At 72.3% G+C, this 24,719-nt stretch carries 22 protein-coding genes; 16 read left to right on the top strand and 6 right to left on the bottom strand.

The features are described from left to right. Nucleotides 1-37 precede the first annotated feature (37 nt). From AC5677_RS07265 to AC5677_RS07220, 10 genes are all read left to right on the top strand, one after another. Nucleotides 38-1,477, top strand: a complete 1,440-nt coding sequence (locus AC5677_RS07265) for an RsmB/NOP family class I SAM-dependent RNA methyltransferase (RefSeq protein WP_497194187.1) — start codon at nucleotides 38-40, stop codon at nucleotides 1,475-1,477. A 238-nt stretch (nucleotides 1,478-1,715) separates the two neighbouring features. After that, nucleotides 1,716-2,930 carry an esterase/lipase family protein gene (locus AC5677_RS07260; protein WP_497194186.1) on the top strand — a complete coding sequence of 405 codons (1,215 nt, stop codon included), beginning with the start codon at nucleotides 1,716-1,718 and terminating at the stop codon, nucleotides 2,928-2,930. A gap of 213 nt (nucleotides 2,931-3,143) precedes the next feature. Then, nucleotides 3,144-5,363 carry an NADP-dependent isocitrate dehydrogenase gene (locus tag AC5677_RS07255; RefSeq protein ID WP_497194185.1) on the top strand — a complete coding sequence of 740 codons (2,220 nt, stop codon included), beginning with the start codon at nucleotides 3,144-3,146 and terminating at the stop codon, nucleotides 5,361-5,363. Between the two features lie 137 nt (nucleotides 5,364-5,500). Beyond that, nucleotides 5,501-6,181 carry a ribulose-phosphate 3-epimerase gene (rpe, locus tag AC5677_RS07250; RefSeq protein ID WP_497194184.1) on the top strand — a complete coding sequence of 227 codons (681 nt, stop codon included), beginning with the start codon at nucleotides 5,501-5,503 and terminating at the stop codon, nucleotides 6,179-6,181. A gap of 199 nt (nucleotides 6,182-6,380) precedes the next feature. Next, nucleotides 6,381-7,370, top strand: a complete 990-nt coding sequence (locus AC5677_RS07245) for a sugar-binding transcriptional regulator (RefSeq protein ID WP_497196535.1) — start codon at nucleotides 6,381-6,383, stop codon at nucleotides 7,368-7,370. A 131-nt stretch (nucleotides 7,371-7,501) separates the two neighbouring features. Further along, entirely contained in the window at nucleotides 7,502-7,948 is a 447-nt protein-coding gene (locus AC5677_RS07240; protein WP_497194183.1) for a guanyl-specific ribonuclease, read from the top strand. Further along, entirely contained in the window at nucleotides 7,945-8,388 is a 444-nt protein-coding gene (locus tag AC5677_RS07235) for a barstar family protein (protein ID WP_497194182.1), read from the top strand. The genes AC5677_RS07240 and AC5677_RS07235 overlap by 4 nt, the downstream gene beginning before the upstream one ends. 163 nt (nucleotides 8,389-8,551) lie before the next feature. After that, nucleotides 8,552-9,991: a GuaB1 family IMP dehydrogenase-related protein gene (locus AC5677_RS07230; RefSeq protein WP_497194181.1), complete on the top strand. Its 1,440-nt coding sequence runs from the start codon at nucleotides 8,552-8,554 to the stop codon at nucleotides 9,989-9,991. A gap of 429 nt (nucleotides 9,992-10,420) precedes the next feature. Beyond that, on the top strand, nucleotides 10,421-11,893 hold the full coding sequence (locus tag AC5677_RS07225) for an amino acid permease (protein ID WP_497194180.1): 1,473 nt from the start codon (nucleotides 10,421-10,423) through the stop codon (nucleotides 11,891-11,893). 10 nt (nucleotides 11,894-11,903) lie between these two features. Next, on the top strand, nucleotides 11,904-12,359 hold the full coding sequence (locus AC5677_RS07220) for an Lrp/AsnC family transcriptional regulator (RefSeq protein WP_403504857.1): 456 nt from the start codon (nucleotides 11,904-11,906) through the stop codon (nucleotides 12,357-12,359). Here the strand turns inward: AC5677_RS07220 and AC5677_RS07215 are convergent. Then, entirely contained in the window at nucleotides 12,356-13,813 is a 1,458-nt protein-coding gene (locus AC5677_RS07215) for an MFS transporter (protein WP_497194179.1), read from the bottom strand. The genes AC5677_RS07220 and AC5677_RS07215 overlap by 4 nt on opposite strands. A gap of 55 nt (nucleotides 13,814-13,868) precedes the next feature. Between AC5677_RS07215 and AC5677_RS07210 the strand changes: the two genes are divergently transcribed. The 3 genes from AC5677_RS07210 to AC5677_RS07200 all read left to right on the top strand — a co-directional run bounded on the left by AC5677_RS07210 (nucleotide 13,869) and on the right by AC5677_RS07200 (nucleotide 17,594). Continuing rightward, nucleotides 13,869-14,789, top strand: a complete 921-nt coding sequence (locus AC5677_RS07210; RefSeq protein WP_497194178.1) for a LysR family transcriptional regulator — start codon at nucleotides 13,869-13,871, stop codon at nucleotides 14,787-14,789. A gap of 183 nt (nucleotides 14,790-14,972) precedes the next feature. Beyond that, the gene (locus AC5677_RS07205) at nucleotides 14,973-15,773 is read left to right on the top strand and encodes a carbon-nitrogen hydrolase family protein (RefSeq protein WP_497194177.1); all 801 of its coding nucleotides are present in this window, start codon (nucleotides 14,973-14,975) and stop codon (nucleotides 15,771-15,773) included. A gap of 114 nt (nucleotides 15,774-15,887) precedes the next feature. Next, nucleotides 15,888-17,594 (top strand): flavin monoamine oxidase family protein, encoded by a 1,707-nt coding sequence (locus AC5677_RS07200; protein ID WP_497194176.1) that lies wholly within the window; start codon nucleotides 15,888-15,890, stop codon nucleotides 17,592-17,594. Between the two features lie 87 nt (nucleotides 17,595-17,681). On the opposite strand, the gene AC5677_RS07195 is transcribed toward AC5677_RS07200, so the two are convergent. Then, entirely contained in the window at nucleotides 17,682-18,389 is a 708-nt protein-coding gene (locus AC5677_RS07195) for a DUF5995 family protein (RefSeq protein WP_497194175.1), read from the bottom strand. A gap of 201 nt (nucleotides 18,390-18,590) precedes the next feature. On the opposite strand from AC5677_RS07195, the gene AC5677_RS07190 reads away from it, so the two are divergent. Further along, nucleotides 18,591-19,043, top strand: a complete 453-nt coding sequence (locus AC5677_RS07190; protein ID WP_497194174.1) for a phospholipase — start codon at nucleotides 18,591-18,593, stop codon at nucleotides 19,041-19,043. Between the two features lie 39 nt (nucleotides 19,044-19,082). On the opposite strand, the gene AC5677_RS07185 is transcribed toward AC5677_RS07190, so the two are convergent. Then, the gene (locus tag AC5677_RS07185) at nucleotides 19,083-20,534 is read right to left on the bottom strand and encodes a uracil-xanthine permease family protein (protein WP_497194173.1); all 1,452 of its coding nucleotides are present in this window, start codon (nucleotides 20,532-20,534) and stop codon (nucleotides 19,083-19,085) included. Between the two features lie 133 nt (nucleotides 20,535-20,667). Here AC5677_RS07185 and AC5677_RS07180 point away from each other — a divergent pair, with 133 nt between their 5' ends. Then, nucleotides 20,668-21,144, top strand: coding sequence for an acyl-CoA thioesterase (locus AC5677_RS07180; RefSeq protein WP_497194172.1), 477 nt, complete (start codon nucleotides 20,668-20,670; stop codon nucleotides 21,142-21,144). A 22-nt stretch (nucleotides 21,145-21,166) separates the two neighbouring features. Here the strand turns inward: AC5677_RS07180 and AC5677_RS07175 are convergent, their stop codons facing one another. From AC5677_RS07175 to AC5677_RS07165, 3 genes are read right to left on the bottom strand one after another with little or no spacing between them, the layout of a single operon-like run. Further along, nucleotides 21,167-21,589: a hypothetical protein gene (locus AC5677_RS07175; RefSeq protein ID WP_497194171.1), complete on the bottom strand. Its 423-nt coding sequence runs from the start codon at nucleotides 21,587-21,589 to the stop codon at nucleotides 21,167-21,169. Nucleotides 21,590-21,623: 34 nt separating this feature from the next. Next, nucleotides 21,624-22,103 (bottom strand): hypothetical protein, encoded by a 480-nt coding sequence (locus AC5677_RS07170; protein WP_497194170.1) that lies wholly within the window; start codon nucleotides 22,101-22,103, stop codon nucleotides 21,624-21,626. 46 nt (nucleotides 22,104-22,149) lie between these two features. After that, entirely contained in the window at nucleotides 22,150-23,379 is a 1,230-nt protein-coding gene (locus AC5677_RS07165) for an MFS transporter (RefSeq protein WP_497194169.1), read from the bottom strand. Nucleotides 23,380-23,459: 80 nt separating this feature from the next. On the opposite strand from AC5677_RS07165, the gene AC5677_RS07160 reads away from it, so the two are divergent. Continuing rightward, complete coding sequence (locus tag AC5677_RS07160) at nucleotides 23,460-24,698, top strand: ROK family transcriptional regulator (RefSeq protein ID WP_497194168.1); 1,239 nt, start codon at nucleotides 23,460-23,462, stop codon at nucleotides 24,696-24,698. The last annotated feature ends 21 nt before the right edge of the window (nucleotides 24,699-24,719 follow it).

Genomic DNA, 24,719 nt, shown 5'->3' with positions numbered 1-24,719 from the left:
TGCCGGTCCCCTCTCTCGTATCCGGAGCACCTTTTCTGTGAGTCAGCAGCCGCCTCGCCGTCATGGCACCCGTAAGCCCTATCGCCGTCCGCAGAAGGACCCGGTACGGATCCTCGCGTTCGAGGCCTTGCGGGCCGTCGACGAGCGGGACGCGTACGCGAATCTCGTGCTGCCGCCGCTGCTGCGCAAGGCGCGGGAGGGCGGGAACTTCGACAGCCGGGACGCGGCGCTGGCGACCGAGCTGGTCTACGGGACGCTGCGCCGGCAGGGCACCTACGACGCGATCGTCGCGCAGTGCGTGGACCGGCCGCTGCGGGAGGTCGACCCGCCGGTGCTGGACGTGCTGACGCTCGGCACGCACCAGCTGCTCGGCACCCGGATCCCGACGCACGCCGCGGTCAGCGCGAGCGTGGAGCTGGCCCGGGTGGTGCTGGGTGACGGGCGGGCCAAGTTCGTCAACGCGGTGCTGCGCAAGGTCGCCGCCCATGACCTGGACGGCTGGCTGGAGCGGGTCGCGCCGGACTACGACGAGGACCCCGAGGATCACCTCGGTGTGGTGCACGCCCACCCGCGCTGGATCGTCTCCGCCCTGTGGGACGCCCTCGGCGGCGGCCGGGCCGGCATCGAGGACCTGCTGGAGGCGGACAACGAGCGGCCCGAGGTGACGCTGGTGGCGCGGCCGGGCCGGGCCACCGCCGAGGAACTGGTCGCCGCCGTCGGCGAGGACAGTGCGCTGCCGGGCCGCTGGTCCCCGTACGCCGTGCGGCTCGCGGAGGGCGGCGAGCCGGGCGCGCTGGACGCCGTACGCGAGGGCCGAGCCGGCGTGCAGGACGAGGGCAGCCAGCTGGTCGCGATAGCGCTGGCCAACGCGCCGCTGGAGGGCCCCGACCGGGCCTGGCTGGACGGCTGCGCGGGCCCCGGCGGCAAGGCCGCCCTGCTGGGCGCACTGGCCGCTCAGCGCGGCGCCGCCCTCCTCGCCTCCGAGAAGCAGCCGCACCGCGCCCGGCTGGTGGCGCGGGCCCTCGACGGCAACCCCGGCCCCTACGCCGTCATCGCCGCCGACGGCACCCGCCCGGCATGGCGCCCCGGGTCCTTCGACCGCGTGCTGGTGGACGTCCCCTGCACCGGCCTGGGAGCCCTGCGCCGCCGCCCCGAGGCCCGCTGGCGCCGCCGCCCCGAGGACCTGGACGGCTTCGCCCCGCTCCAGCGCGACCTGCTCCGCCAGGCCGTCGCGGCGGTACGCGTCGGCGGCGTCGTCGGCTACGCGACCTGCTCGCCCCATCTCGCCGAGACGCGCGCCGTCGTGGACGACGTCATCAAGGGGCGCGGCGGCCCCGCGGTGGACGTGGAGTTCATCGACGCCCGGCCGCTGATGCCGGGGATCCCGGCGCTGGGGGACGGGCCGGACGTCCAGCTGTGGCCGCATCTGCACGGGACGGATGCGATGTATCTGGCGCTGCTGCGGCGGGTGGGCTGAGGAGAGCCCGCGGCCGGTGGTCACTCGGCAGCCGGGGTGCTCGTAGCCGGTGACGGCGTCGAGCACCTTCGCGAGCATCGTGCCGTCCGTTTCCTCGGCTGCCCAGGTGGCCAGGAGTTCGCTGTCCCTCGAGGAATCAATCCAATGTGGTGAACCGCGCGTTATGCATGTGTGGTGACGGATTCCCCAGCCGAGCATGTCCTTTGAATCGTTGTCAGCAGCGTGGAAAGGGACGCTCGTGGCCGACAGCAAGACGGAGAAGGCCAGGAAGGCCGCCGGGTCGATCGGGCTCGTCACCCCGGTGGGAGGGCCGGCGGCGCCCCAGGCGCCCCGGGCCGACGAGGAGTGGCCGCTGCCGGGCGGCGGCGCCCGGGTGTACTACGGGGAAGGCCGAGAGGGAGTGGTCCGGCCGGTGATCCTCGCCGACGGGTTCAACCTCGGGCCGACCGACTTCGACCGGCTCTGGAACGAGCTGGAGAACGGCCGGTTCCCGTTCATCAGCGAGCTTCGGCGCCGCGGGCGCACGCTGATCCTGGTCGGGTTCGACGAGCGCAGCGAGTCGATCCTGCGGAACGCCGAGACGGCGACGGCCGCGATCCTGCGGACCATCGCCGAGCAGCTGGGCGACACCCGGCTGTGCGTCGGCGGGTTCAGCATGGGCGGCCTGATCACCCGGTACGCGCTGGCGAAGATGGAACTGCAGCGCATGGACCACCGCGCCGGCTTCCATGTGTCGTTCGACAGCCCGCACCGCGGGGCGTGGGTGCCGATCGGGCTGCAGGCGTTCGCGCACCACATCGCCGGGATCGACGACACCTACCTCCGGCAGATCAGCAGCCCGGCCGCGCAGCAGACGCTCTGGCGGTACCTGGACGGCATCGACGGCACGCCGCAGGAGAGCCCGCTGCGGACGGCGTTCAAGGAGCAGCTCCGTCAGGTCGGCGGATGGCCCCGCATCCCGCGCCTGCTCGGGGTGTCCAGCGGACGCGGAGACGGTGTGGGCAACGGCCTCGGGGCCGGCGAGAAGACGCTGAGCTGCTCCGGGCCGCTCTTCGACGGCACGTACTTCCTCGCCCAGCCACCGGGCGGCCCGGCGGAGGTGGCCGTGCTGAACGGCATCCTCGGCGGACCGCACACGATCACCACGAGCGGGTTCCCCGAACTGGACGGGGCGCCGGGCGGGACGCTCGAATCGTTCGGCATCGTCGCCGACGCGCTCGCCGGCGCCGGTGAGTCCGTCGACCCGGCCCACCGGGCCGTGTGCTTCGTGCCGTCCGTCAGCGCGGTGGCCATCCGTGACCTGGACCGGCAGGACGACCTGTACGCCCGCATCGACGAGCTGCCCCCGGAGGAGTCCGAACTCGATGACTTCGTGCTCTCCACCGACAACGACCCGCACGCCGTCATGACGCCCGAGATCGGCCAGTGGGTCCTGGACCGGCTGCCCGACTGACCGGATTGCGGCCTGCCGGGGCGCCGGCCGGCTGCGTGAGGTGAGTGGCGGCACCGACCGGTGCCGCCACTCGGCGTTCGGGGCCGCAGCCGCCCCGGGGTGACACGTCTCTCCCCCCGCTCCTCCCGGGCCCTGTCGAGAGGGGGGCGATCACGAGATATCTTGATGTCGAGCAATGTTGGAGACGTGGAGAGACCTGGAGCGGAGCACCCGGTGACTGACTCGACCATCATCTATACGCACACTGACGAGGCTCCGGCCCTGGCGACGTATTCGTTCCTGCCTGTGATCCAGGCATACGCATCGACCGCCGGCGTCACTGTGGAGACCCGCGACATCTCCCTGGCCGGACGCATCATCGCCCACTTCCCCGAGTTCCTCGAGGAGAGCCAGCGCATCGACGACGCGCTGGCCGAGCTGGGCGAGCTGGCCAAGACGCCCGGGGCGAACATCATCAAGCTGCCGAACATCTCGGCGTCCATCCCGCAGCTGAAGGCCGCCGTTGCCGAGCTGCAGGAGCAGGGCTACGCGCTGCCGGACTACCCGGACGACCCGAAGACCGACGCGGAGCGGGACATCCGCGCCCGTTACGACAAGGTCAAGGGCAGCGCCGTCAACCCGGTGCTGCGCGAGGGCAACTCCGACCGCCGCGCGGCCGCCGCGGTGAAGAACTACGCCAAGGCGCACCCGCACCGCATGGGTGCCTGGTCGGCGGACTCCAAGACGAACGTCGTGACCATGGGCGTCGACGACTTCCGTTCCACCGAGAAGTCCGCGGTCATCGGTGAGGCCGGGGCGCTCCGTATCGAGCTGCACGGCGACGACGGCAGCACCACCGTGCTGCGCGAGTCGGTGCCGGTCCAGGCGGGCGAGGTCGTCGACGCGTCGGTCATGCGCGTGGCGGCGCTGCGGGAGTTCCTCACGGCGCAGGTCGCCCGCGCCAAGGCCGAGGGCGTGCTGTTCTCCGTGCACCTCAAGGCCACGATGATGAAGGTTTCCGACCCGATCATCTTCGGTCACGTCGTACGGGCCTTCTTCCCGGACACCTTCGCCCAGCACGGTGCGGCGCTCGCCGCGGCCGGGCTCACCCCGAACGACGGTCTGGGCGGCATCCTCAAGGGCCTGGAGTCGCTGCCCGAGGGCGCGGCGATCAAGGCGTCCTTCGAGGCCGAGCTGGCCAAGGGCCCCGAGCTGGCGATGGTCGACTCCGACCGCGGCATCACCAACCTGCACGTGCCGAGCGATGTCATCGTCGACGCCTCGATGCCGGCCATGATCCGTACGTCCGGCCACATGTGGGGCCCGGACGGCGCGGAGGCCGACACCCTCGCGGTCATCCCCGACAGCAGCTACGCGGGCATCTACCAGGTCGTCATCGACGACTGCAAGGCCAACGGCGCCTACGACCCGGCCACCATGGGCTCGGTGCCGAACGTCGGTCTCATGGCGCAGAAGGCCGAGGAGTACGGCAGCCACGACAAGACCTTCGAGATCGCCGCCACGGGCACCGTGCGGGTCGTCGACGAGGCCGGCAACGCCGTGCTGGAGCAGGCCGTCTCGGCCGGCGACGTGTTCCGGATGTGCCAGACCAAGGACGCGCCGATCCAGGACTGGGTCAAGCTCGCCGTCACCCGCGCCCGCGCGACCGGTGACCCGGCGGTGTTCTGGCTCGACGAGGGCCGGGCGCACGACGCCAGCCTGATCGCCAAGGTCGAGCAGTACCTCCCGGAGCACGACACGGAGGGCCTGGAGATCGAGATCATGGCGCCGGTCGACGCGATCCGCTTCTCCCTGGAGCGCATCCGCCGCGGCGAGAACACGATCTCGGTCACCGGCAATGTGCTGCGTGACTACCTGACGGACCTGTTCCCGATCCTCGAGCTGGGCACCAGCGCCAAGATGCTCTCCGTCGTGCCGCTGATGAACGGCGGCGGGCTCTTCGAGACCGGTGCCGGCGGTTCCGCGCCCAAGCACGTCCAGCAGCTGGTCAAGGAGAACTACCTGCGCTGGGACAGCCTGGGCGAGTTCCTCGCGCTGGGGGTCAGCTTCGAGCACCTGGCGCAGACCACGGGCAACGCGCGCGCCCAGGTGCTCGCCGACACCCTCGACCGCGCGACGGCGACGTTCCTGGAGAACGACAAGTCGCCCAGCCGCCGCCTCGGTGGCATCGACAACCGCGGCAGCCACTTCTACCTCGCGCTGTACTGGGCGCAGGAGCTGGCCAAGCAGACCGACGACGCGCAGCTCGCGGAGGCGTTCGCGGCCCTGGCCAAGACGCTGACCGAGCAGGAGCAGACGATCGTCGACGAGCTGATCGCGGTGCAGGGCTCGCCCGCCGCCATCGGTGGCTACTACCAGCCCGACGTCACCAAGGCCGCGGCCGTGATGCGTCCGTCGGCGACCCTCAACCAGGCGCTGGCGACCCTCGCCTGACGCACGGGTCACCACCGCACCTTCCGCCCCGGCCGGTTACTCGGCCGGGGCGGTCGTGTGTCCGCACCAGGGCGCCCGATCGGGGGCGGTGGGCTCCCGGCTCCGTCGGCCCGCGGGCGGGGCGCCATACTGGTGGCATGGCCTTGATCAACCCCAGCATCCTGTCCGCAGACTTCGCCCGCCTCGCCGAGGAGGCGAAGGCCGTCGAGGGCGCCGACTGGCTCCACGTCGACGTCATGGACAACCACTTCGTCCCGAACCTCACGCTGGGCGTGCCGGTCGTCGAGTCGCTGCGCAAGGCGACGGACACCCCCCTCGACCTGCATCTGATGATCGAGGACCCGGACCGCTGGGCGCCGAGCTACGTTGAAGCGGGTGCCGGTTCGGTGACCTTCCACGTGGAGGCCGCGGCGGCGCCCGTACGGCTGGCGCGGGAGATCCGGGCCAAGGGCGCGCGGGCCTCGATGGCGCTCAAGCCCGCCACCCCGATCGAGCCGTACGAGGACCTGCTGCCCGAGCTCGACATGCTGCTGATCATGACCGTGGAGCCGGGCTTCGGCGGCCAGGCGTTCCTGGACATCATGCTGCCGAAGATCCGCCGCACCCGTGAGCTGATCTCCAAGCACGGGCTCGAGCTGTGGCTCCAGGTGGACGGCGGGGTCTCCGACGCGACCATCGAGCGGTGCGCGGAGGCGGGCGCCGATGTGTTCGTGGCGGGTTCGGCCGTCTACGGCGCGGACGATCCGGCGAAGGCGGTGCGGGATCTGCGGGAGAAGGCCGCGGCGGCGACGGCCGCGGGCTGGGGCTGCGCACACTGAGACGGAAGGGGTGCACGGGGCGGGCCGCCTCCTGTGAGGCGGACCGTGCCACGGGTTGTCCGAGTCGCAACCGAGCGTTCACGGCCGTCGCAGCGGTCATGGTCCCCGTACACCTCCGGTTTCTGAAAGGATGAGCAAAGACTCGATCAGATGCGCAAAAGGGGAGAATTTCGTGGTAGCCAGCCGCCCACAGTCCGGAATGGGCCCCGCCGAGCTGGTGCAGGCGGCGGCGATGGCCCGCCGCTTCTATCTTGAGGGCAAGTCCAAGATCCAGATCGCGGACGAGTTCGGCGTCAGCCGGTTCAAGGTCGCCCGGGTGCTGGAGACGGCGCTGGAGAGGGATCTCGTACGGATCGAGATCCGCGTGCCCTCCGAGCTCGACGCCGAACGCTCCGATGCGCTGCGGGCCCGTTACGGCCTGCGGCACGCCGTCGTCGTCGAGTCGCCCGCCGACGCTTCCGAGGACGCCGCCGACCCGGAGAACCTCGGCGAGGTCGCGGCCGACCTGCTGGGCGAACTGGTCGCCGAGGGCGATGTGCTCGGCCTGGCCTGGGGCCGGTCGACCATCCACATGGCGGCCGCGCTGCACCGGCTCCCGCCGTGCACCGTCGTCCAGCTGACCGGCGTCTACGACGCGGGCACCGCCGACCGCGGCTCGGTCGAGGCGGTACGCCGCGCGGCCGATGTCTCCGGCGGCGAGGCCCACCCGATCTACGCGCCGATGCTGCTGCCCGACTCGGCGACCGCCGCCGCGCTGCGCGGCCAGACCGGCATCGCCCGCGCCTTCGAGTACTTCGACAAGGTCACCGTCGCCTGTGTCTCCATCGGCTCCTGGGAGCCGGGCGTCTCCACGGTCTACGACATGCTCTCGGAGGAGGAGCGCGAGCACTACGCCTCGCTGGGCGCCGCCGCCGAGATGTCCGCGCACCTCTTCGACACCGAGGGGCGGCGGATCGGCCGGGACCTCGGCGAGCGCTGCATCACGGTGGAGGCCGACCGGCTGCGCCGTATCCCCGAGGTCGTCGCCATCGCGGGCGGCCGGCGCAAGGCCGCGGCGATCGGCTCGGTGCTCCGTTCCGGGCTCGTCACGAGCCTGGTGACGGACACCGCCGCCGCCGACCACCTGCTGCTGGAGACCGGCCCCGGGCCGCGCCCCGCCCTCGACCGGGCGGACCCCGACGGGGACTGACGGGGTCTCACCGAGTCTTCTGAGTCGTACCGAGTCCTACCCAGTTCCACGGAGTTCCACGGAGCCCTCGCCCGCCTGCGCCGCCGGTCACCGGCGGGCAGCGCGGGCGCGGCTGTGACAGCATCGGCGCCATGGTGATCCGCTCCGCACCGCGCCGGGCCGCAGCCCTCATCGGCGCGCTGCTGGCCGGGCTGCTGCTGGTGCTCACCGGATGCTCCACGGGCGCGGGCCGGCAGGCGGGTTCACCCACCACGGTGTCCGGCGTCCCCGGCTCGCCCCGCGTACCCGGCTGGGCCAAGGGCATGCCGCTGCTCCCCGCGGGCAGGCTGCCCGCGCAGGCGCGCACCACCCTCCGGCTCATCGACGCCGGCGGGCCTTTCCCCTACCCCCAGGACGGGACCGTCTTCGGCAACCGCGAGCGGCGGCTGCCCGACCGTCCGCGTGGCTACTACCACGAGTACACGGTCCCCACCCCCGGCTCCCCGGACCGCGGCGCCCGCCGTCTGGTCACCGGCGAGGGCCACGAGACCTACTACACCCAAGATCACTACCGGACTTTCCAGGCGGTGTTGCGATGACGGGTTCTGTGCCCCGGCCGCTGGCGGCCGTGCTCGACGGCAGTACGCCCCCGGGGGTGCTGCCCTGGCCGGGTGACCGCCCCGTGGCGGAAGCGCTGGCGGCCGCCCGGGACGCCGGGTGGAGCACCGCGACCCTCGATCTCGAGGGGGCCGTGGACAAGGCGGAATTCATGGAGCGGTGCGCCCGGTCGCTGCACCTGCCCCAGTGGTTCGGCCGCAACTGGGACGCGCTCGCCGACTGCCTCACCGATCTGTCCTGGTGCCGGGCCGACGGCGGCCGGCTGCTGGCGCTCACGGGCTGGCAGGGGTACGCGGCGGCCGCACCGGAGGACTGGAGCGTCGTCGAGGGGGTGCTCGCGGACGCGGTCGGATTCTGGCGCGGAACGGACACCGGACTGGCCGTGATCATGGCGCGCGGCCGGGTGCGGCGGGGTTCGTAGGAATCTCCAGGGGCATGTGTGCCATCGCACCAAGGGAACACCGGTTCGCATCTTGACGCGGGGATGAGGGATGATGTCCTAGGAGCCGCAGCCTGACCGGGGATACGGTTCGGTGCTGACTCCCCACCGGCCCAGACGTAAAACCGCAGGTGAGAGAGCCAGTATGCGTTTCCTGAACGATGCCAAGCCGCCGTACGACCTGACGTACGACGATGTGTTCATGGTGCCCAGCCGCTCCGCGGTGGGTTCCCGGCAGGGCGTGGATCTGTCCGCGCCCGACGGGACCGGCACCACTATTCCTCTTGTCGTCGCCAACATGACGGCGATCGCCGGCCGCCGGATGGCCGAGACCGTGGCGCGCCGCGGCGGCCTCGTGGTCATTCCGCAGGACATCCCGCTCGACGTCGTCACCGAGGTCGTGACCTGGGTCAAGCGCCGGCACCTCGTCCTCGACACCCCGATCGTGCTGTCCCCGGTCTCGACCGTCGCGGACGCCCTGGCGCTGCTGCCCAAGCGGGCGCACGGTGCGGGCATCGTCGTCGAGAGCGGCCGCCCGGTCGGCGTCGTCACCGAGCACGACCTGGCCGGCGTGGACCGCTTCACCCAGGTGTCCGAGGTCATGTCCAAGGACCTGCTCGTCCTGGACGCCGACATCGACCCGCGGGAGGCCTTCAACCGCCTCGACGCCGCCAACCGCAAGCTCGCCCCGGCGGTCGACGCCGACGGCATGCTGGTCGGCATCCTGACCCGCAAGGGCGCCCTGCGCGCCACCCTGTACACCCCCGCCACCGACGCCCAGGGCAAGCTGCGGATCGCCGCCGCCGTCGGCATCAACGGCGATGTGGCGGGCAAGGCCAAGGCGCTGCTGGACGCCGGCGTGGACACCCTCGTCGTGGACACCGCGCACGGCCACCAGGAGGGCATGATCAGCGCGGTCAAGGCCGTCCGGGCGCTCGACCCGCAGGTCCCGATCGTGGCGGGCAACATCGTCGCCGCCGAGGGCGTCCGCGATCTGATCGAGGCGGGCGCGGACATCATCAAGGTCGGTGTCGGACCGGGCGCCATGTGCACGACCCGCATGATGACCGGCGTCGGCCGGCCGCAGTTCTCCGCGGTGCTCGAATGCGCCGCCGAGGCCAAGAAGTACGGCAAGCACGTCTGGGCCGACGGCGGCGTGCGCCACCCGCGCGATGTCGCGATGGCGCTGGCCGCGGGCGCGTCCAACGTCATGATCGGCTCGTGGTTCGCGGGCACCCTGGAGTCGCCGGGCGACCTCCAGCACACCGCCGAGGGACGCCCGTACAAGGAGAGCTTCGGCATGGCGTCCGCGCGTGCGGTGCAGCGCCGTACGAGCGAGGAGTCGGCCTACGACCGGGCCCGCAAGGGTCTGTTCGAGGAGGGCATCTCCACCTCGCGGATGTTCATCGACCCGGCCCGCCCCGGCGTCGAGGACCTGATCGACTCGATCATCGCGGGCGTCCGCAGCTCCTGCACCTACGCGGGCGCCGGCTCCCTGGAGGAGTTCGCCGAGAAGGCCGTGGTCGGCGTGCAGAGCGCCGCCGGTTACGCCGAGGGCAAGCCGCTGCACGACAGCTGGAGCTAAGACCCGGGGGAGTGGCCCCGCACCGGTCGACGACGTCGGCGGGTGCGGGGCCATTCGCGTTTCCGGGCGGTCCGCCTCCCGGGCTTCCCGGCGATTTTGCACGCCTTCGCGCAATGAACCACCGTCCGCCCCGCCGGTGCGCAACGATCCTTCGCCATTGCGCAAGGAACCCGCATTACGGCAGGTCAACGCGGCACCGTAAGGTTCACCGCGGTACGTGGAGTGGCGGAGGCCGCCTGCTCGGCGGTCTCCCCTTTGTGCGGGTTGCTTCGGCATGCCCGCGTGCGGACCGCCGTCGGTCGCCGCCATCCGTCCCCGTGAGGGCCGCCCACCGCAGTGCGCGCCCTCCGGAACCCGTCATCGGAACCGTCAAACGGAATCCCGCACGGATTCCGCCATCCGACCGGCAGCGATAAAGGAGCCACCCCAGTGTTGGAGCACGGCGCAGCCCCGCCCGCAGGGGCCAGCGACACCCGGCCACCTAGCCCAGGCGGTCCCGTCACCCGCCTGATGCGGCGCAAGCCGGTCGAACGGCTGGTGGCCGAGGGCGGCCAGGGAGAGGGCGGCACGCTCCGCCGCTCGATGGGCATGTGGCAGCTGACCATGATCAGCATCGGTGCCACCCTGGGCACCGGCATCTTCGTCGTCCTGGGCCAGGCCGTCCCGGACGCCGGACCCGCGGTCATCATCTCGTTCGTGATCGCCGGTATCACCGCCCTGTTCTCCGCGCTGTCCTACGCGGAGCTGGCCGGCACCATTCCGGTCTCGGGATCGTCGTACTCCTACGCCTACGCCACCCTCGGTGAGCTGGTCGCCTGGATCTGCGGCTGGTGTCTGATCCTGGAGTACGGCGTCTCGGTCGCGGCCGTCGCCGTCGGCTGGGGGCAGTATCTGAACGAGCTGCTGGACGGCACCTTCGGATTCACCATCCCCGACGCGCTGTCCCAGCCGCCCGGCGACGGCGGCATCTTCAACCTCCCGGCGCTGCTGGTCGTCATGCTGGCCATGGTCTTCCTGCTGGGCGGGGCCAAGGAGAGCGCCCGCGCCAACACCATCATGGTGGCCGTCAAGATCGTCGCGCTGCTGCTGTTCTGCGGTGTCGCGATCCAGGGCGTGCACTCCGGGAACTACGCCGACTTCATGCCGCTGGGCATGACGGGCGTCAGCGCCGCGGGCGCCACCCTCTTCTTCTCCTACATCGGCTTCGACGCCGCCTCCACGGCCGGCGAGGAGGCCAAGAACCCGCAGCGCGACCTGCCCCGCGCGATCATGCTCTCGCTGATCATCGTCACCGCGCTGTACTGCCTGGTCGCCGCCATCGCGGTCGGTGCGATGCCGTGGAAGAAGTTCCAGGGCTCGGAGGCCGCCCTCGCCGGGATCATGAAGGACGTCTCCGGACAGGACTTCTGGGCCGTGCTGCTCGCCTTCGGCGCCGTCATCGCCATCGCCAGCGTCGTCCTGACCGTCCTTTACGGTCAGACCCGCATCCTCTTCGCGATGTCCCGGGACGGCCTGGTGCCCAAGGTGTTCTCCAAGGTGCACCCCAAGAGCGGCGCCCCCCGCGCCAACACCGTGATCGTCTCGGTGTTCTGCGCAGTGCTCGCCGCGGCGATCCCGCTGGGCCAGCTGGCCGACGCCACCAGCATCGGTACGCTCTTCGCGTTCGCGCTGGTCAACGTGGCCGTCATCGTGCTGCGCTACAAGCGCCCCGACATGCCGCGCAGCTTCCGTACGCCGCTCTCCCCGCTCTTCCCCGCGATCGGCTTCCTGCTGTGCCTCTACATGATGGGCAGCCTCGACGCCGTGACCTGGATGGTCTTCGGGGTCTGGATGGTCGTCGGCCTTGTGATCTACTTCGGATACGGCATGCGCCGCTCCCGATTGGCCACCGCAGAGAAGTGATCCACCCGCAGTGCGACTGAACGATCTCGACGAACGCATCGTCCACGCCCTCGCCGAGGACGCCCGCCGCAGCTATGCCGACATCGGCCAGGAGGTCGGGCTCTCCGCCCCGGCCGTCAAGCGGCGGGTGGACCGGCTGCGGGCCGAGGGTGCCATCACGGGATTCACCGTGCGGGTCGACCCGGCCGCGCTCGGCTGGGAGACCGAGGGGTTCATCGAGCTCTACTGCAGCCGCAACACCTCGCCCGAGGCGATCCACCGCGGCCTGTCGCGCTACCCGGAAGTGGCGTCCGCCTCCACCGTCACCGGTGAGGCGGACGCCATCGTCCAGGTCTTCGCCGCCGATATGCGGCACTTCGAGCGGGTACTGGAACGGATCGCGGGCGAGCCGTTCGTGGAACGGACCAAGTCCGTGCTGGTGCTCTCGCCGCTGCTGCGGCGGTTCGGGTCGGGGGCGCCGAGCTAGCGCCCGCCCACGCCCTGCCCCGCGCGCAGCCCGTACGCCACCGCCGCCCCCACCACCAGCACCACGACCGCCGCCATCCGGTAGCCGAGCGCCGTGGCGTCGGTGAAGGCGGCGGCCGCGGCGGTGCCGCTGCCGGTGGCCGCGGTGAAGCGGACGGACAGGACGGTGCCGACCACGGCGATGCCCAGCGCCGCCCCCAACTCCCGTGCCGCGCCCTGGAGTCCGGAACCCATACCGGCCTGACCGGGCGGCACGGACGCCACGACGGCGTGCGAGAGCGTCGGCATCGCCAGGCCCCCGCCCACCGACATCACCAGGAGAAAGACCAGGTAGACGGGGTAGGGGGTGCGGCCGGTGGCGGTGGAGAGCAGAAGCAGGCCGAGAGCGATCAGGGCCAGCCCGGCGCCGCTCGTCCGGGCCTCGCCGATGCGGTGAGCCCAGCGCATGCCGTAGCGGGTCACGGCCATCATCCCGAACGCCGGCGGAACGATCGCCCACCCGGCCTGGAGCGGCGAGTAGCCCTTGACGTACTGCAGGAACTGGGCGTTGACGTAGAACAGCGCGAACATCCCGAAGAACGTCACGGCCAGCCCCGCGGCTCCGGCGCGCAGCCGCGGCAGCCGGAACAGCCGGGGATCCAGCACCGGGTGCGCGGCCCGCAGCCCGTGCCGGACGAAGAGGCCGAACGCCGCCAGGGCAAGGGCGAACGCACCGGCCACCGGGGCCGAGAACCAGCCCAGCCCCGGGCCCTCGATGACGCCGAAGAGCAGCGCGCCCGCCCCCAGGACCAGCAGCCCCGAACCCGGCAGATCCAGCGTCGCGGTACCCCGCGGCACCCGGGGCGCGGCCTTCGCGGCCCACCACAGCAGGACCAGCCCCAGCGGGACGTACACCCAGAACAGGCCCTGCCAGGGCAGGTACTGGAGGATCAGCGAGCCGCCCGCGTTGCCCGCCATCCCGCCGATGCCGAGGGCGGTGCTCCAGGCGGCGACGGCCCCGGCCTTCCGGTCGGCGGGGGTGGCGTACAGCAGCACGGACAGGGTGGCCGGAACGGTCAGCGCGGCGCCCGCACCCGATATCGCCCGGCCCGCCAGCAGGAGCGGCAGCACCGGCGCCAGCGCGCTCAGCAGCGCACCCGCGGCGAACACGCCGAGCCCGGTCAGCAGGACGCCCTTGCGGCCGAACCGGTCGCCGAGCGCACCGGCCGGGATCAACAGCCCGGCGAAGACCAGTACGTAGGTGTCGACGATCCACAACAGCTGGGCGGGGGAGGGGTGCAGACCGCTCGCGGCGATCTTGGGTATCGCGAGATTCATCGCGGCCACCAGGGACTGCGCGACCAGTACGCAGGCGCACAGCGCGGCCGTCACCGCGCGCCGACCGGTGTGGCCGGCGGAGCCGACAGGAAGAGGGACAGATGAGGCCGCCGAGGCCGTCGACGTCGTCGAGGTCATGGACGGGGACGCTAGAGTCCCCGTCAGTTGATCTCAAATGCAAGGTGTGCACTCCATGGTTGCGCGAAACGCAAACATCGACCTCAACCTGCTGACGGCACTGGATGCCCTGCTCGAAGAGGAGAGCGTGACCGCGGCCGCCGACCGGCTCGGGCTCTCCGGGCCCGCGATGAGCCGCGCCCTCGGCCGGATCCGCCGCACGATCGGGGACCCCGTCCTGGTGCGGGCCGGCCGCCATATGGTGCCCACCCCGCGCGCCCTGGAGATGCGGGCCCAGGTCCGGCAGCTGCTGGAGGCGGCGCACGGGGTGCTGGCGCCGCCCGTCCCCGCCGATCCGGCCCGGCTGTCGCGGGTGTTCACGATCAACGCCAACGACCTCTTCGTCACCTCCTTCGGCCCGGCCCTCGTCGCCCGCGCCGCCCGGGAGGCGCCCCAGGTGGTCCTGCGCTTTCTCGGCGAGAGCCATATCGATGCCCCGCTGCTGCGCGACGGCGTCGCCGACCTGGAGCTCGGCGTCATCGACAGCACCGAGCCGGAGATCCGCAGGGAGGAGCTCTTCACCGACCGGGGCGTCGCGGTGGTACGCGAGGGCCATCCGCTCGCCGGCCGGAAACTCACCCCGCGCCGCTTCGCCGACGCCCCGCACATCACCTTCTCCCGCCGCGGCCGGCTGACCGGCCCCATCGACGAGGCGCTCGCCGAGCTCGGCCTGCGCCGCAAGGTGATCGCGACCGTCCCGACCCTCGCGGCCTCGCTGATGATGGTGCGCGACAGCGACGCGATCGGCCTGTGCCCCGAGCGGGCCGGCGCGGCGGTGATCCGTGCGCTGGGGCTGCGCGTACTGGAGATCCCGTTCGACCTGCCGCCGATGCACATGGCCATGGCCTGGCACCCGCGGCAGGAGGCGGACGCCGGCCACCGCTGGCTGCGCGGACTCGTCCGGGACGCCGCCGCGGCAACCCTCGACCGGACGTGACGGCGGCCACGGCCGACACCCCCGCCCCACCTGCACGGACGCCATGGCGCAACGAATCACCGCCGAGCCCCTTGAACGCGCAACGAATGCTCCGCCGACGCGCAACGGTGGCGCCTTGTCCCGGATCGTCGGCGGCCCGTACCGTCAATGCGTCCCGCCCGCACCGTCCCGCCGAGGGGTCCCATGCCGTCCCTGCACACCGCCCTGCTCCAGAGTTCGGGACGGCCCGGCGATGTCGCGCACAATCTGCAGGTGCTCAAGGACGCGGCCCGTGCGGCCGCCGCGGGCGGCGCCGGGCTGATCGCCTGCCCCGAGCTGTTCCTGACCGGCTACGCCATCGGCGGCGACGTCCACCGGCTCGCCGAGCCCGCCGACGGCGACAGCGCCCGCGCCATCGGCGCGATCGCAGCCGAATACGGCATCGCGGTGCTCTACGGCTACCCCGAACGCGCCGACGCCGACACCGTGTACAACTCCGCGCAGCTCATCGGCCCCGAGGGCGAGCGGCTGGCGAACTACCGCAAGACCCACCTCTTCGGCTGCTTCGAGCGCGAGTGGTTCACCCCGGGCGAGCAGGCCGTCGTCCAGGCCGAGCTGTCCGGCGTCCGGATCGGCGTGATCATCTGCTACGACGTGGAGTTCCCGGAGAACGTCCGGGCGCACGCGCTGGCCGGCACCGATCTGCTGCTGGTGCCCACCGCGCAGATGCACCCCTTCCAGTTCGTCCCCGAATCCGTCATCCCGGTCCGGGCCTTCGAGAACCAGATGTACGTCGCGTACATCAACCGGGTCGGCGCGGAGGGCGAGTTCGAGTTCGTCGGCCTGAGCTGCCTGGCCGGTCCGGACGGTGTCGTCCGCACCCGCGCCGGCCGCCACGAGCAGCTGGTGCAGGCCGAGGTCGACGCCGTCTTCCTCAAGGAATCCCGGGCGGACAACCCGTATCTGCACGACCGGCGGCCGGAGCTGTACGGCCCGCTGACCTGACCCGCCCCGACTGACCCCACCCCCCACCGGAACCCCGGTCCGGCCGCAGCCCGCCCCCGGTCTGCGCCGCCCTGCCCCGCCCGCTGTGCCCTGCCTGCAAGGAGTCCGTACCCCATGACGTCCACGGTGCCCCCCGCCGTCCCGCACACCGACGTGCAGCCGCCGATCACCATGTTCGGCCCGGACTTCCCGTACGCCTACGACGACTTCCTGGCCCACCCGGCGGGTCTCGGCCAGATACCGGCGACCGAACACGGCACCGAGGTCGCGGTCATCGGCGGCGGCCTCTCCGGCATCGTCACCGCGTACGAGCTGATGAAGATGGGCCTCAAGCCCGTCGTCTACGAGGCGGACCAGATCGGCGGCCGGCTGCGCACCGTCGGCTTCGAGGGCGTCTCCGCCGCGGGCGACGCGGCCGAGCTCAACTGCGAGCTGGGCGCGATGCGGTTCCCGCCGTCCTCGACGGCGCTTCAGCACTACATCGACCTGGTGGGCCTGCGGACCGCGCCGTTCCCGAACCCGCTCGCCGAGTCCACCCCGTCCACGGTCGTCGACCTCAAGGGCGAGACGCACTACGCACAGACCCTGGACGACCTGCCCGCGGTCTACCGCCAGGTCGCCGAGGCGTGGAACGCCTGCCTGGAGGCGGGCGCCGACTTCACCGACATGAACCAGGCCATGCGCGAGCGCGACGTGCCGCGCATCCGCGAGATCTGGGCGCAGCTCGTCGAGAAGCTCGACAACCAGACCTTCTACGGCTTCCTCTGCGACTCCGAGGCCTTCAAGTCCTTCCGGCACCGCGAGATCTTCGGCCAGGTCGGCTTCGGCACCGGCGGCTGGGACACCGACTTCCCCAACTCCATCCTGGAGATCCTGCGGGTCGTCTACACCGAGGCCGACGACCACCACCGCGGCATCGTCGGCGGCTCCCAGCAGCTGCCGCTGCGCCTGTGGGAGCGCGAGCCGGAGAAGACCGTGCACTGGGCGCCCGGCACCTCGCTGTCGTCGCTGCACGACGGCGCGCCCCGCCCCGCGGTGACCCGCCTGCACCGCACCGCCGGCAACCGCATCACGGTGACCGACGCCGACGGCGACATCCGCACCTACGCGGCCGCGGTCTTCACCGCGCAGTCCTGGATGCTGCTGAGCAAGATCGCCTGCGACGACTCGCTGTTCCCCATCGACCACTGGACGGCGATGGAGCGCACCCACTACATGGAGTCGTCCAAGCTCTTCGTCCCCGTCGACCGGCCGTTCTGGCTGGACAGGGACGAGGACACCGGGCGCGACGTGATGAGCATGACGCTCACCGACCGGATGACCCGCGGTACGTACCTGCTGGACAACGGGCCGGACAAGCCCGCCGTCATCTGCCTCTCGTACACCTGGTGCGACGACAGCCTGAAGTGGCTGCCGCTGGACGCCAACGAGCGGATGGAGGTGATGCTCAAGTCGCTGTCGGAGATCTATCCGAAGGTCGACATCCGGAAGCACATCATCGGCAACCCGGTCACCGTGTCCTGGGAGAACGAGCCCTACTTCATGGGCGCGTTCAAGGCCAACCTGCCCGGCCACTACCGCTACCAGCGCCGCCTGTTCACCCACTTCATGCAGGACCGGCTCCCCGAGGACAAGCGGGGCATCTTCCTGGCGGGCGACGACATCTCCTGGACGGCCGGCTGGGCCGAGGGCGCCATCCAGACCGCGCTCAATGCCGTGTGGGGCGTGATGCACCACTTCGGCGGCAGCACCGACGCGGCCAACCCGGGCCCCGGCGACGTCTACGACGAGATCGCCCCCGTCGAGCTGCCCGAGGACTGAGTCCCCGGCGGTTCCGGGGCCTGTCCGACGGTCAGGGTCGGACAGGCCCCGGTTCGGCGGCGCCGATGCGGCGGCACCCCGGCGGTGCTAATTGAGCGGCGTGAGCAGACACCGGCCCACCAGCCCCACGCTCGCGTCCAGCCCCTCGGCGAACTCCTCGGCCATCTCGGGCAGCCGGCGCGCGCCCCACATCATCCGGGCCGCGGCCCAGGCGGCGTCCCGCGCCCGCTCCAGGCTCCAGGAACCGGCGAGATGGGTGAGCGGATCGGCGATGTCCAGCAGGTCGGGGCCGGGCATCAGGCTCTCCCGGATCCGCTCCTCGAGCCCGGTCAGGACCGTCCCGATACGGTCGAAGTCCCCTTCCAGGGCGGGCGGTTCGCACTCCAGCGCCCGGCAGGTGTCCACCACCGCCAGCGCCAGGTCGTGCCCGATGTGCGCATTGATCCCGGCGAGCGCGAACTGCAGCGGGTGGATGCCGGGATGCCGGCGCAGCTGGAACAGCGGGCGCCAGCAGGCGGGTGGGCGCCGGCCCGCGGCGGCCGCGTCCACCGCGAGGAAGTAGCGCCGGGCGAAGCGGATGTCCAGCTCGCCCGCGGCCACCGGGTCCGCGAACGCGCCGTCCCCGATCCCTTTCGCCACCGCTTCGGTGACGGTCAGATAGACGCGGTTGAAGACGGCCACCCCGTCCTCGGCGGGCAGCGCCGCGTCCAGGTCCCGCATCCGCGCCAGTACCGCACCCACATCCGCCGCCGTCGCGGATCCCGGCGGATTTTCGCGCGGCTGAGTCGTCGTCATCCGCTCAGCGTGCCAGCGGCGCCCGGAAATGCGGCCTTTGCCGTGTGCCGATGACCTGATCGGGGTAATCGCGGGCGCGCCCACTTGTGCTTTTAGGCTGAGCCTTAAAGAGCGTCAACTGCCCTGGAAAACCACATACTTTGGCGTCCTCCCCAGGAGCCACCGCAGCCCACGCGGTGCCGAATTCCGGAGGTCGTTGCCATGTCCCGAAGGCTTGCCGCAGCCCTGTCCGTCCCCCTCCTCGCCGCGTTGACGCTGTCGGCGGGGGCGGCCCCGGCGCAGGCCGCACCCGCCGACAAACCGCGCATACTCGCCGGTTGGACCCAGACCGACGCGAGCAGCTACAACAACTGGGTGGCGGCCCGCGGAGATCAGGCGAAATGGTCCGCATACGACTTCGACTGGTCCACCGACTATTGCTCGAAGTCGCCCGACAATCCCTTCGGCTTTCCCTTCGAGATCTCCTGTGCCCGGCATGACTTCGGCTACCGCAACTACAAGAAAGCGGGCACTTTCGACGCCAATAAAGCGCGGCTCGACAGTGCGCTGTATGCCGATCTGAAGCGGGTCTGCGCGCGCTACTCCGGCGCCAAGAAAGGCTCCTGCGACGCGCTGGCCTGGACGTACTACGAGGCCGTGAAGCACCTCGGCTGACCGGCCGGGCCGGAGCGGGCCGGAGCGCGCGCCGCGTCGTCAGCGGCCGCCCGGCCCGCTCTTCCCGTCCGTCCCGCCGTCCGTCTTCCCGTCCGTCGTCCCGTCCGTCCCGCCGTCCGTGCTGTCGCCGTACGCGGAGGTGCCCTCGTCCAGCAGCGGGGCCTGCGTCTTGAGATGCGCGGGAGCCAGGGCGCGCAGGACGTGATAGCCGACGAGGACCACGATGGTGCCCAGCGCGATACCGCCGAGCTCGAAGTTGTCGCTGATGCGCAGGCTGACGCCGCCGACGCCGATGATGATGCCCGCGGCGACCGGTACGAGGTGGAGCGGATTGCGCAGGTCCACCTTGTTGTGGACCCAGATCTGGGCGCCGAGCAGGCCGATCATGCCGTACAGGATGACGGTGATCCCGCCCAGCACGCCGCCGGGGATCGCGGCCACCACCGCGCCGAACTTCGGGCACAGGCCGAAGAGCAGCGCGAAACCGGCCGCCGCCCAGTAGGCCGCGGTGGAGTAGACCCGGGTGGCCGCCATGACGCCGATGTTCTCGGAGTACGTGGTGTTGGGCGGGCCGCCGACCGCGGTGGAGAGGATCGAGGCGGCGCCGTCCGCGGAGATCGCGGTGCCCAGCTCGTCGTCGAGCGGGTCGCCGGTCATCTCGCCGACCGCCTTGACGTGTCCGGCGTTCTCGGCGACCAGCGCGATCACGACGGGCAGCGCCACCAGGATCGCCGACCACTGGAAGGTGGGCCCGTGGAAGGACGGCAGGCCGATCCAGTCGGCCGAGCCGACGGCGGAGAAGTCCAGCCGCCAGTGGTCGGCGACCTTCCCCGCCCCGTTGACGGAGTGGATCTGTCCGAAGACCCGGTCGAAGACCCAGGAGACGGCATAGCCGAAGACCAGCCCGAGGAAGATCGCGATCCGCGACCAGAACCCGCGCAGACAGACCACGAACAGCCCGGTGACCAGCATGGTCAGCAGCGCCACCCACTGGTCCTGCGGCCAGTACGTACTCGCCGTCACCGGCGCCAGGTTGAAGCCGATCAGCATCACCACCGCGCCGGTGACCACCGGCGGCATCACGGCATGGATGATCCGCGCCCCGAACCGCTGGACCGCCACCCCCACCAGGAACAGCGCGACGCCGACGACGAGGACCGCCCCGGTGACGGTCGCGCTGGTGCCGCCCTGCGCGCGGATGACGGCCGCGACGCCGACGAACGACAGCGAACAGCCCAGGTACGAGGGCACCCGGCCGCGGGTGGCGAGCAGGAAGATGGCCGTCGCCACGCCGGACATCATGATGGCGAGGTTCGGGTCGAGACCCATCAGCACGGGCGAGACGAAACTCGCCCCGAACATCGCCACGACATGCTGCGCACCCAGGCCGGCGGTCCGCGGCCAGGACAGCCGCTCATCCGGTCTGACCACGGCCCCTGGGGCCGGGTTGCGCCCGTCGCCGTGCACGGTCCAGCGCACACCGAGGCCCATGACTGCTCCACTTCTCCGAACGGTGAGGACAGAGCAGTTTCGCATCCCGCCGGAGAACCTGTACTAAGCGGCCGCTTACGATGGATCCGAGTCCCGCCCGCACCGCGTCACAAGAACTTCAGGAGCACCACCCGTGAGCGTCGAAGCCCTCCAGGCCGCCCACCCCGTCCCGTACGGCCAACTGGTCCCCGTCACCGTCCACTTCGACGACCTCGACGCGCTCGGCATGCTCCACAACTCCCGCTACCCGCTGCTGGCCGAGCGCGCCTGGGGCGAGTACTGGCACGGCCACGGCTTCGGCTTCGACGGCGACTGGGCCGCCGCGGGTGACATGTGCAACGTCATCAAGGAGATGCGCGTGTCCTACGAGCGCCCGGTCACCCGTGCCGGCCGCTACGCCGTCCACCTGTGGGTCGAGCGCCTCGGCCGTACGGGCCTGACCTACGGCTTCCGGATCTGCTCGGCCGACGGCGCCGAGACCTACGCCCAGGGCCACCGGGTGCTCGTCCGCGTCGACTCCGGGACGCTGCGCCCCACCCCGTGGTCGGACCGGGCCCGCGCGATAGCGGACGGGCTGCGGCGCCCGGAGACGGCGGCGGAAGCGGCCTGAGCCGCGGGCTGCGGCGCCCGCGTCACATGCCGCAGCGGTGCCGGGCCCGCGCCACGGCCATCCCGCCGGCCTCCTGGAACCCTCGCTCGCTGGTGTCCACCGGGTGCCAGCGCAGGTCGGTGACCGCGCACCGGACGGCCGGCCGGACGTCCGGCGGCAGTGCGCCGAGGGCCTCCCGGATACCGCGCTCCAACGCCTCCTTCAGCAGACCGACCCACTCCCGGTCCTCGGGCCAGGCGCGGAGCCGGTCCCGGAACTCCTGCCGGTCGTCCACCGGCCACTCGACGACGACCGGCGCGCCGGCGCCGTCGGGCAGCGGCTCGAAGTCCACGCCGATGATCGCGAACGGACCGCCGCACGAGGTCTGACGGATGTGGTGGACGGACACCTCCCGCACCGGATGCGGGGGGAAGCGGCGGACCGGCTGCGCGGGACGGGTGGTCACAGGGGCTCCCGGAAGGTCACCGGCGCGGTGGCGGTCACCGTGCCGCCCGCGAGCGTTTCAGGCCGGTGGGGGGTGCCGCGAGGCGTTTTCTGCGTGCGCCGCCCGCGACCGGGCCGGCGAGGCCGCAGAGGCGCAGCGCCTGCCGTACGGCCATCGCTCCGGCCTGCTCGAAGGCGCGGGCACGGGAGTCGACCTCGTGCCAGTGGACCTGGGTGACGGTGCACCAGGCGGCCGCCCGTACCCCCTGGGGCAGATCGTCGAGCGCCGCCCTGATGCCCCGCTCCAGTGCCTGTGCCAGGTCGCCGGGCAGCCAGTTCTCCGGATTCCGCCGCCGGTCGCGCTCGGCCCAGTCGACGACGGCCGGCGCGAACTCGTCGTCGGGCAGCGGGTCGAAGTCCACGGTGCACACCGCATGGGGTCCGCCGCATCCGCCGTTGCCGACGTGGACGATGCGCACCCCGGACATCCGGTACGGCGGAAAGCGGCGCGCTGCGGGTGCGGGCGGGTCGGTCATCGGGGCTCCGGACGGGTGGCCGGTGCGGCGCCGGTTGCCGCACCGGTCAGGAGCGTTCCAGATCGGTCGCGGGGGCGGCCACCGTTTTGTGCGTCGCGCGCCCCGGCACCCGCAGCACCCGCGCCCCCACCACCAGCCCCGCCGCCAACGCCGTGACCAGCGCGAACGAGACCGTCAGCGAGGACGCCTGGGCGATCGAGCCGATCGCGGACGGGGCGATCAGCCCCGAGGTGTAGGTGATCGTGGCGACGCCCGCGATGGCCTGGCTGGGGGCCGGGCCGCTGCGGGCCGCGGCCGCGAAGGCCAGTGGGACCACGACCGCTATGCCCAGGCCCATCAGGGCGAAGCCGGCCATCGCCGGCGCCGGATGCCGGGCGGCCACGATCAGCAGGCCGCCGGCCGTCGCCAGGATGCCGCCGCCGCGCACCGTGCGCACCGCCCCGAAGCGGGCCACCACCTTGTCGCCGGCCAGCCGCGCGACGGCCATCGTGCAGGCGAAGGCGGTGGTCGACGCGGCCGCCAGGCCCGCGTCCGTGCCCAGCCGGTCCCGGAGATGGACCGCCGACCAGTCCAGGCTCGCGCCCTCCGCGAAGACCGCGCAGAAGCCCATGGCGCCGATGAGCAGCGCGGATCTGGGCGGCAGCGCGAAGCGCGGCGGCGGATGCTCCTCGGGGGCGCTGCGCAGATCCGGTACGCCCTGGCAGGCGGCGGCGCCCAGGAGCGTCAGCACCAGCGCGGCGCCGCCCAGATGGAGCCGGGCGTCCGCCCCGGTGTGCGCGGCGACGGTGCCGGCCGCCGAGCCCAGCAGCGCGCCCGCGCTCCACATGCCGTGCAGCCCCGACATGATCGGCCTGCCGAGCCGGTCCTCGGTCTGCACGCCCAGCGCGTTCATGGCGACGTCCGCCATGCCGGAGGTCGCGCCGTAGATCAGCAGCGCGGAGCACAGCACGTACAGGTCGGGGGAGAGGGCGGGCAGGGCCAGGGAGAGGGTCCACAGGGCGAGCAGGAGGCGCAGCGCGGTGCGGGCGCCGAGGCGGTGGCTGATCCGTCCGGCCAGCGGCATGGCCAGGGATGCGCCGATGGCGGGGAAGGCGAGGGCCAGGCCGAGCAGGCCCGGGGTGAGGGCGGTGTGGTCCTGGATCCAGGGGACGCGGGTGGCGAAGTTGCCGGTGACCGCGCCGTGGACGAGGAAGACGAGGGCGAGGGCCCACCGCGCGCGGCGCGGCCCGTTGACGGGGGGCGGGGTGGGGGCGCCGGGGACGCCGTTGCCGACCATGCGGGGTAAATTATCAGGAAGCCTGCCTGTTAATAAGAGGCTGTCCCGTCGGTGATCCGCACGGATGAAAGGATCCAGCCATGGAAGCATTGCGCGCGCCGGCCGCAGGGCGCACCGCCTCACCGGCCACCGCACGGCGGATCAACGACCGGCTGGCCCTCCAACTCCTGCAGTCCGAGGGCCCGTTGACGGCGGGTCAGCTCAAATCGCTGACCGGGCTGTCCCGCCCGACCGTGGCCGATCTGGTCGAGCGCCTCCAGGAGGCCGGGCTGATCTCCGTGGTCGGCGAGAGCGGCGCACAGCGGCGCGGACCCAATGCGAGGCTCTACGGCATCGTCGCCGACCGGGCCCATCTGGTCGGCCTCGATCTGCGCACCCACAGCGCCACCCTCGCCGTCGCCGACCTCCTGGGCCGGGTACACGCCGAACGCACCGTTCCCCTCGGCCCCGACGACACGCCCGAAACCGCCGTCGCGACCGCCCTCGCCGCCGTGGACCAGGCCCTCGGCGCGGCGGGCGCCACCCACCCGCACACCCTCGCCGTCGGCGCCCCCGGCCTGGTCGACCCCGCCACCGGCAGACTCGGCGGCAACGACTGGATCCCGCCCTGGCACCTCGCCCTGGTCGGCGCGCTCCGCGACCGCCGCCCCTCGGCCGTCCTGCTGGAGAACGAGGTCAACCTCGCCGCCATCGCCGAACAGCGCGACGGCGCGGCCCGCGACCGCGACACCTTCGTCCTGCTCTGGCTCGGGCACGGCACCGGTGCCGCCGTGGTCCTGGACGGCGCCCTGCGCCGCGGCGCCTCGGGCGGCACCGGCGAGATCGGCTTCCTGCCCGTCCCCGGCACCGACGCGCTGCCCTCCGCGAACGGCTGCGACGGGGGCTTCCACTCGCTGGCGGGTTCCGCCGCGATCTGTGCGCTGGCGGCGGAACACGGCCTGGTGCGGGAGACGGCCCCGGCCGGGGCCGTCTCCGCGGATGCCCCGCCCGCCGAGGCCCTCGTACGGACCGCGGTGTCCGGGGGACACGCCGCCCACGCCGCCCACGCCGCCTTCCTCGATGCGCTCGCCGCGCGGATCGTCCTCGGCGTGGCGGCGGTCTGCGCCGTACTCGACCCCGGGTGTGTCGTCCTCGGCGGCGAGATCGGCCGGGCCGGCGGCGAGGCGCTCGCCGAGCGCGTCGCCGAGCGCCTCGCCCGCCTCTCCCCGCTGCGCACCGAGGTCCGTGCGGGCACGGTCGGCGGGCGGGCGGTACTGCTCGGCGCGGTGCACGCCGCACGCGACGCCGCTCAGAACGCCCTGTTCGCGCCGACGGGCTGAGCCGCCGCCCGGCCGCCACGG

The sequence above is a fragment of the Streptomyces sp. JLSY215 genome (genome assembly GCF_059682825.1).
Note: the sequence above shows the minus strand (reverse complement) of the source record. Positions and strands in the feature narration are given on the sequence as shown.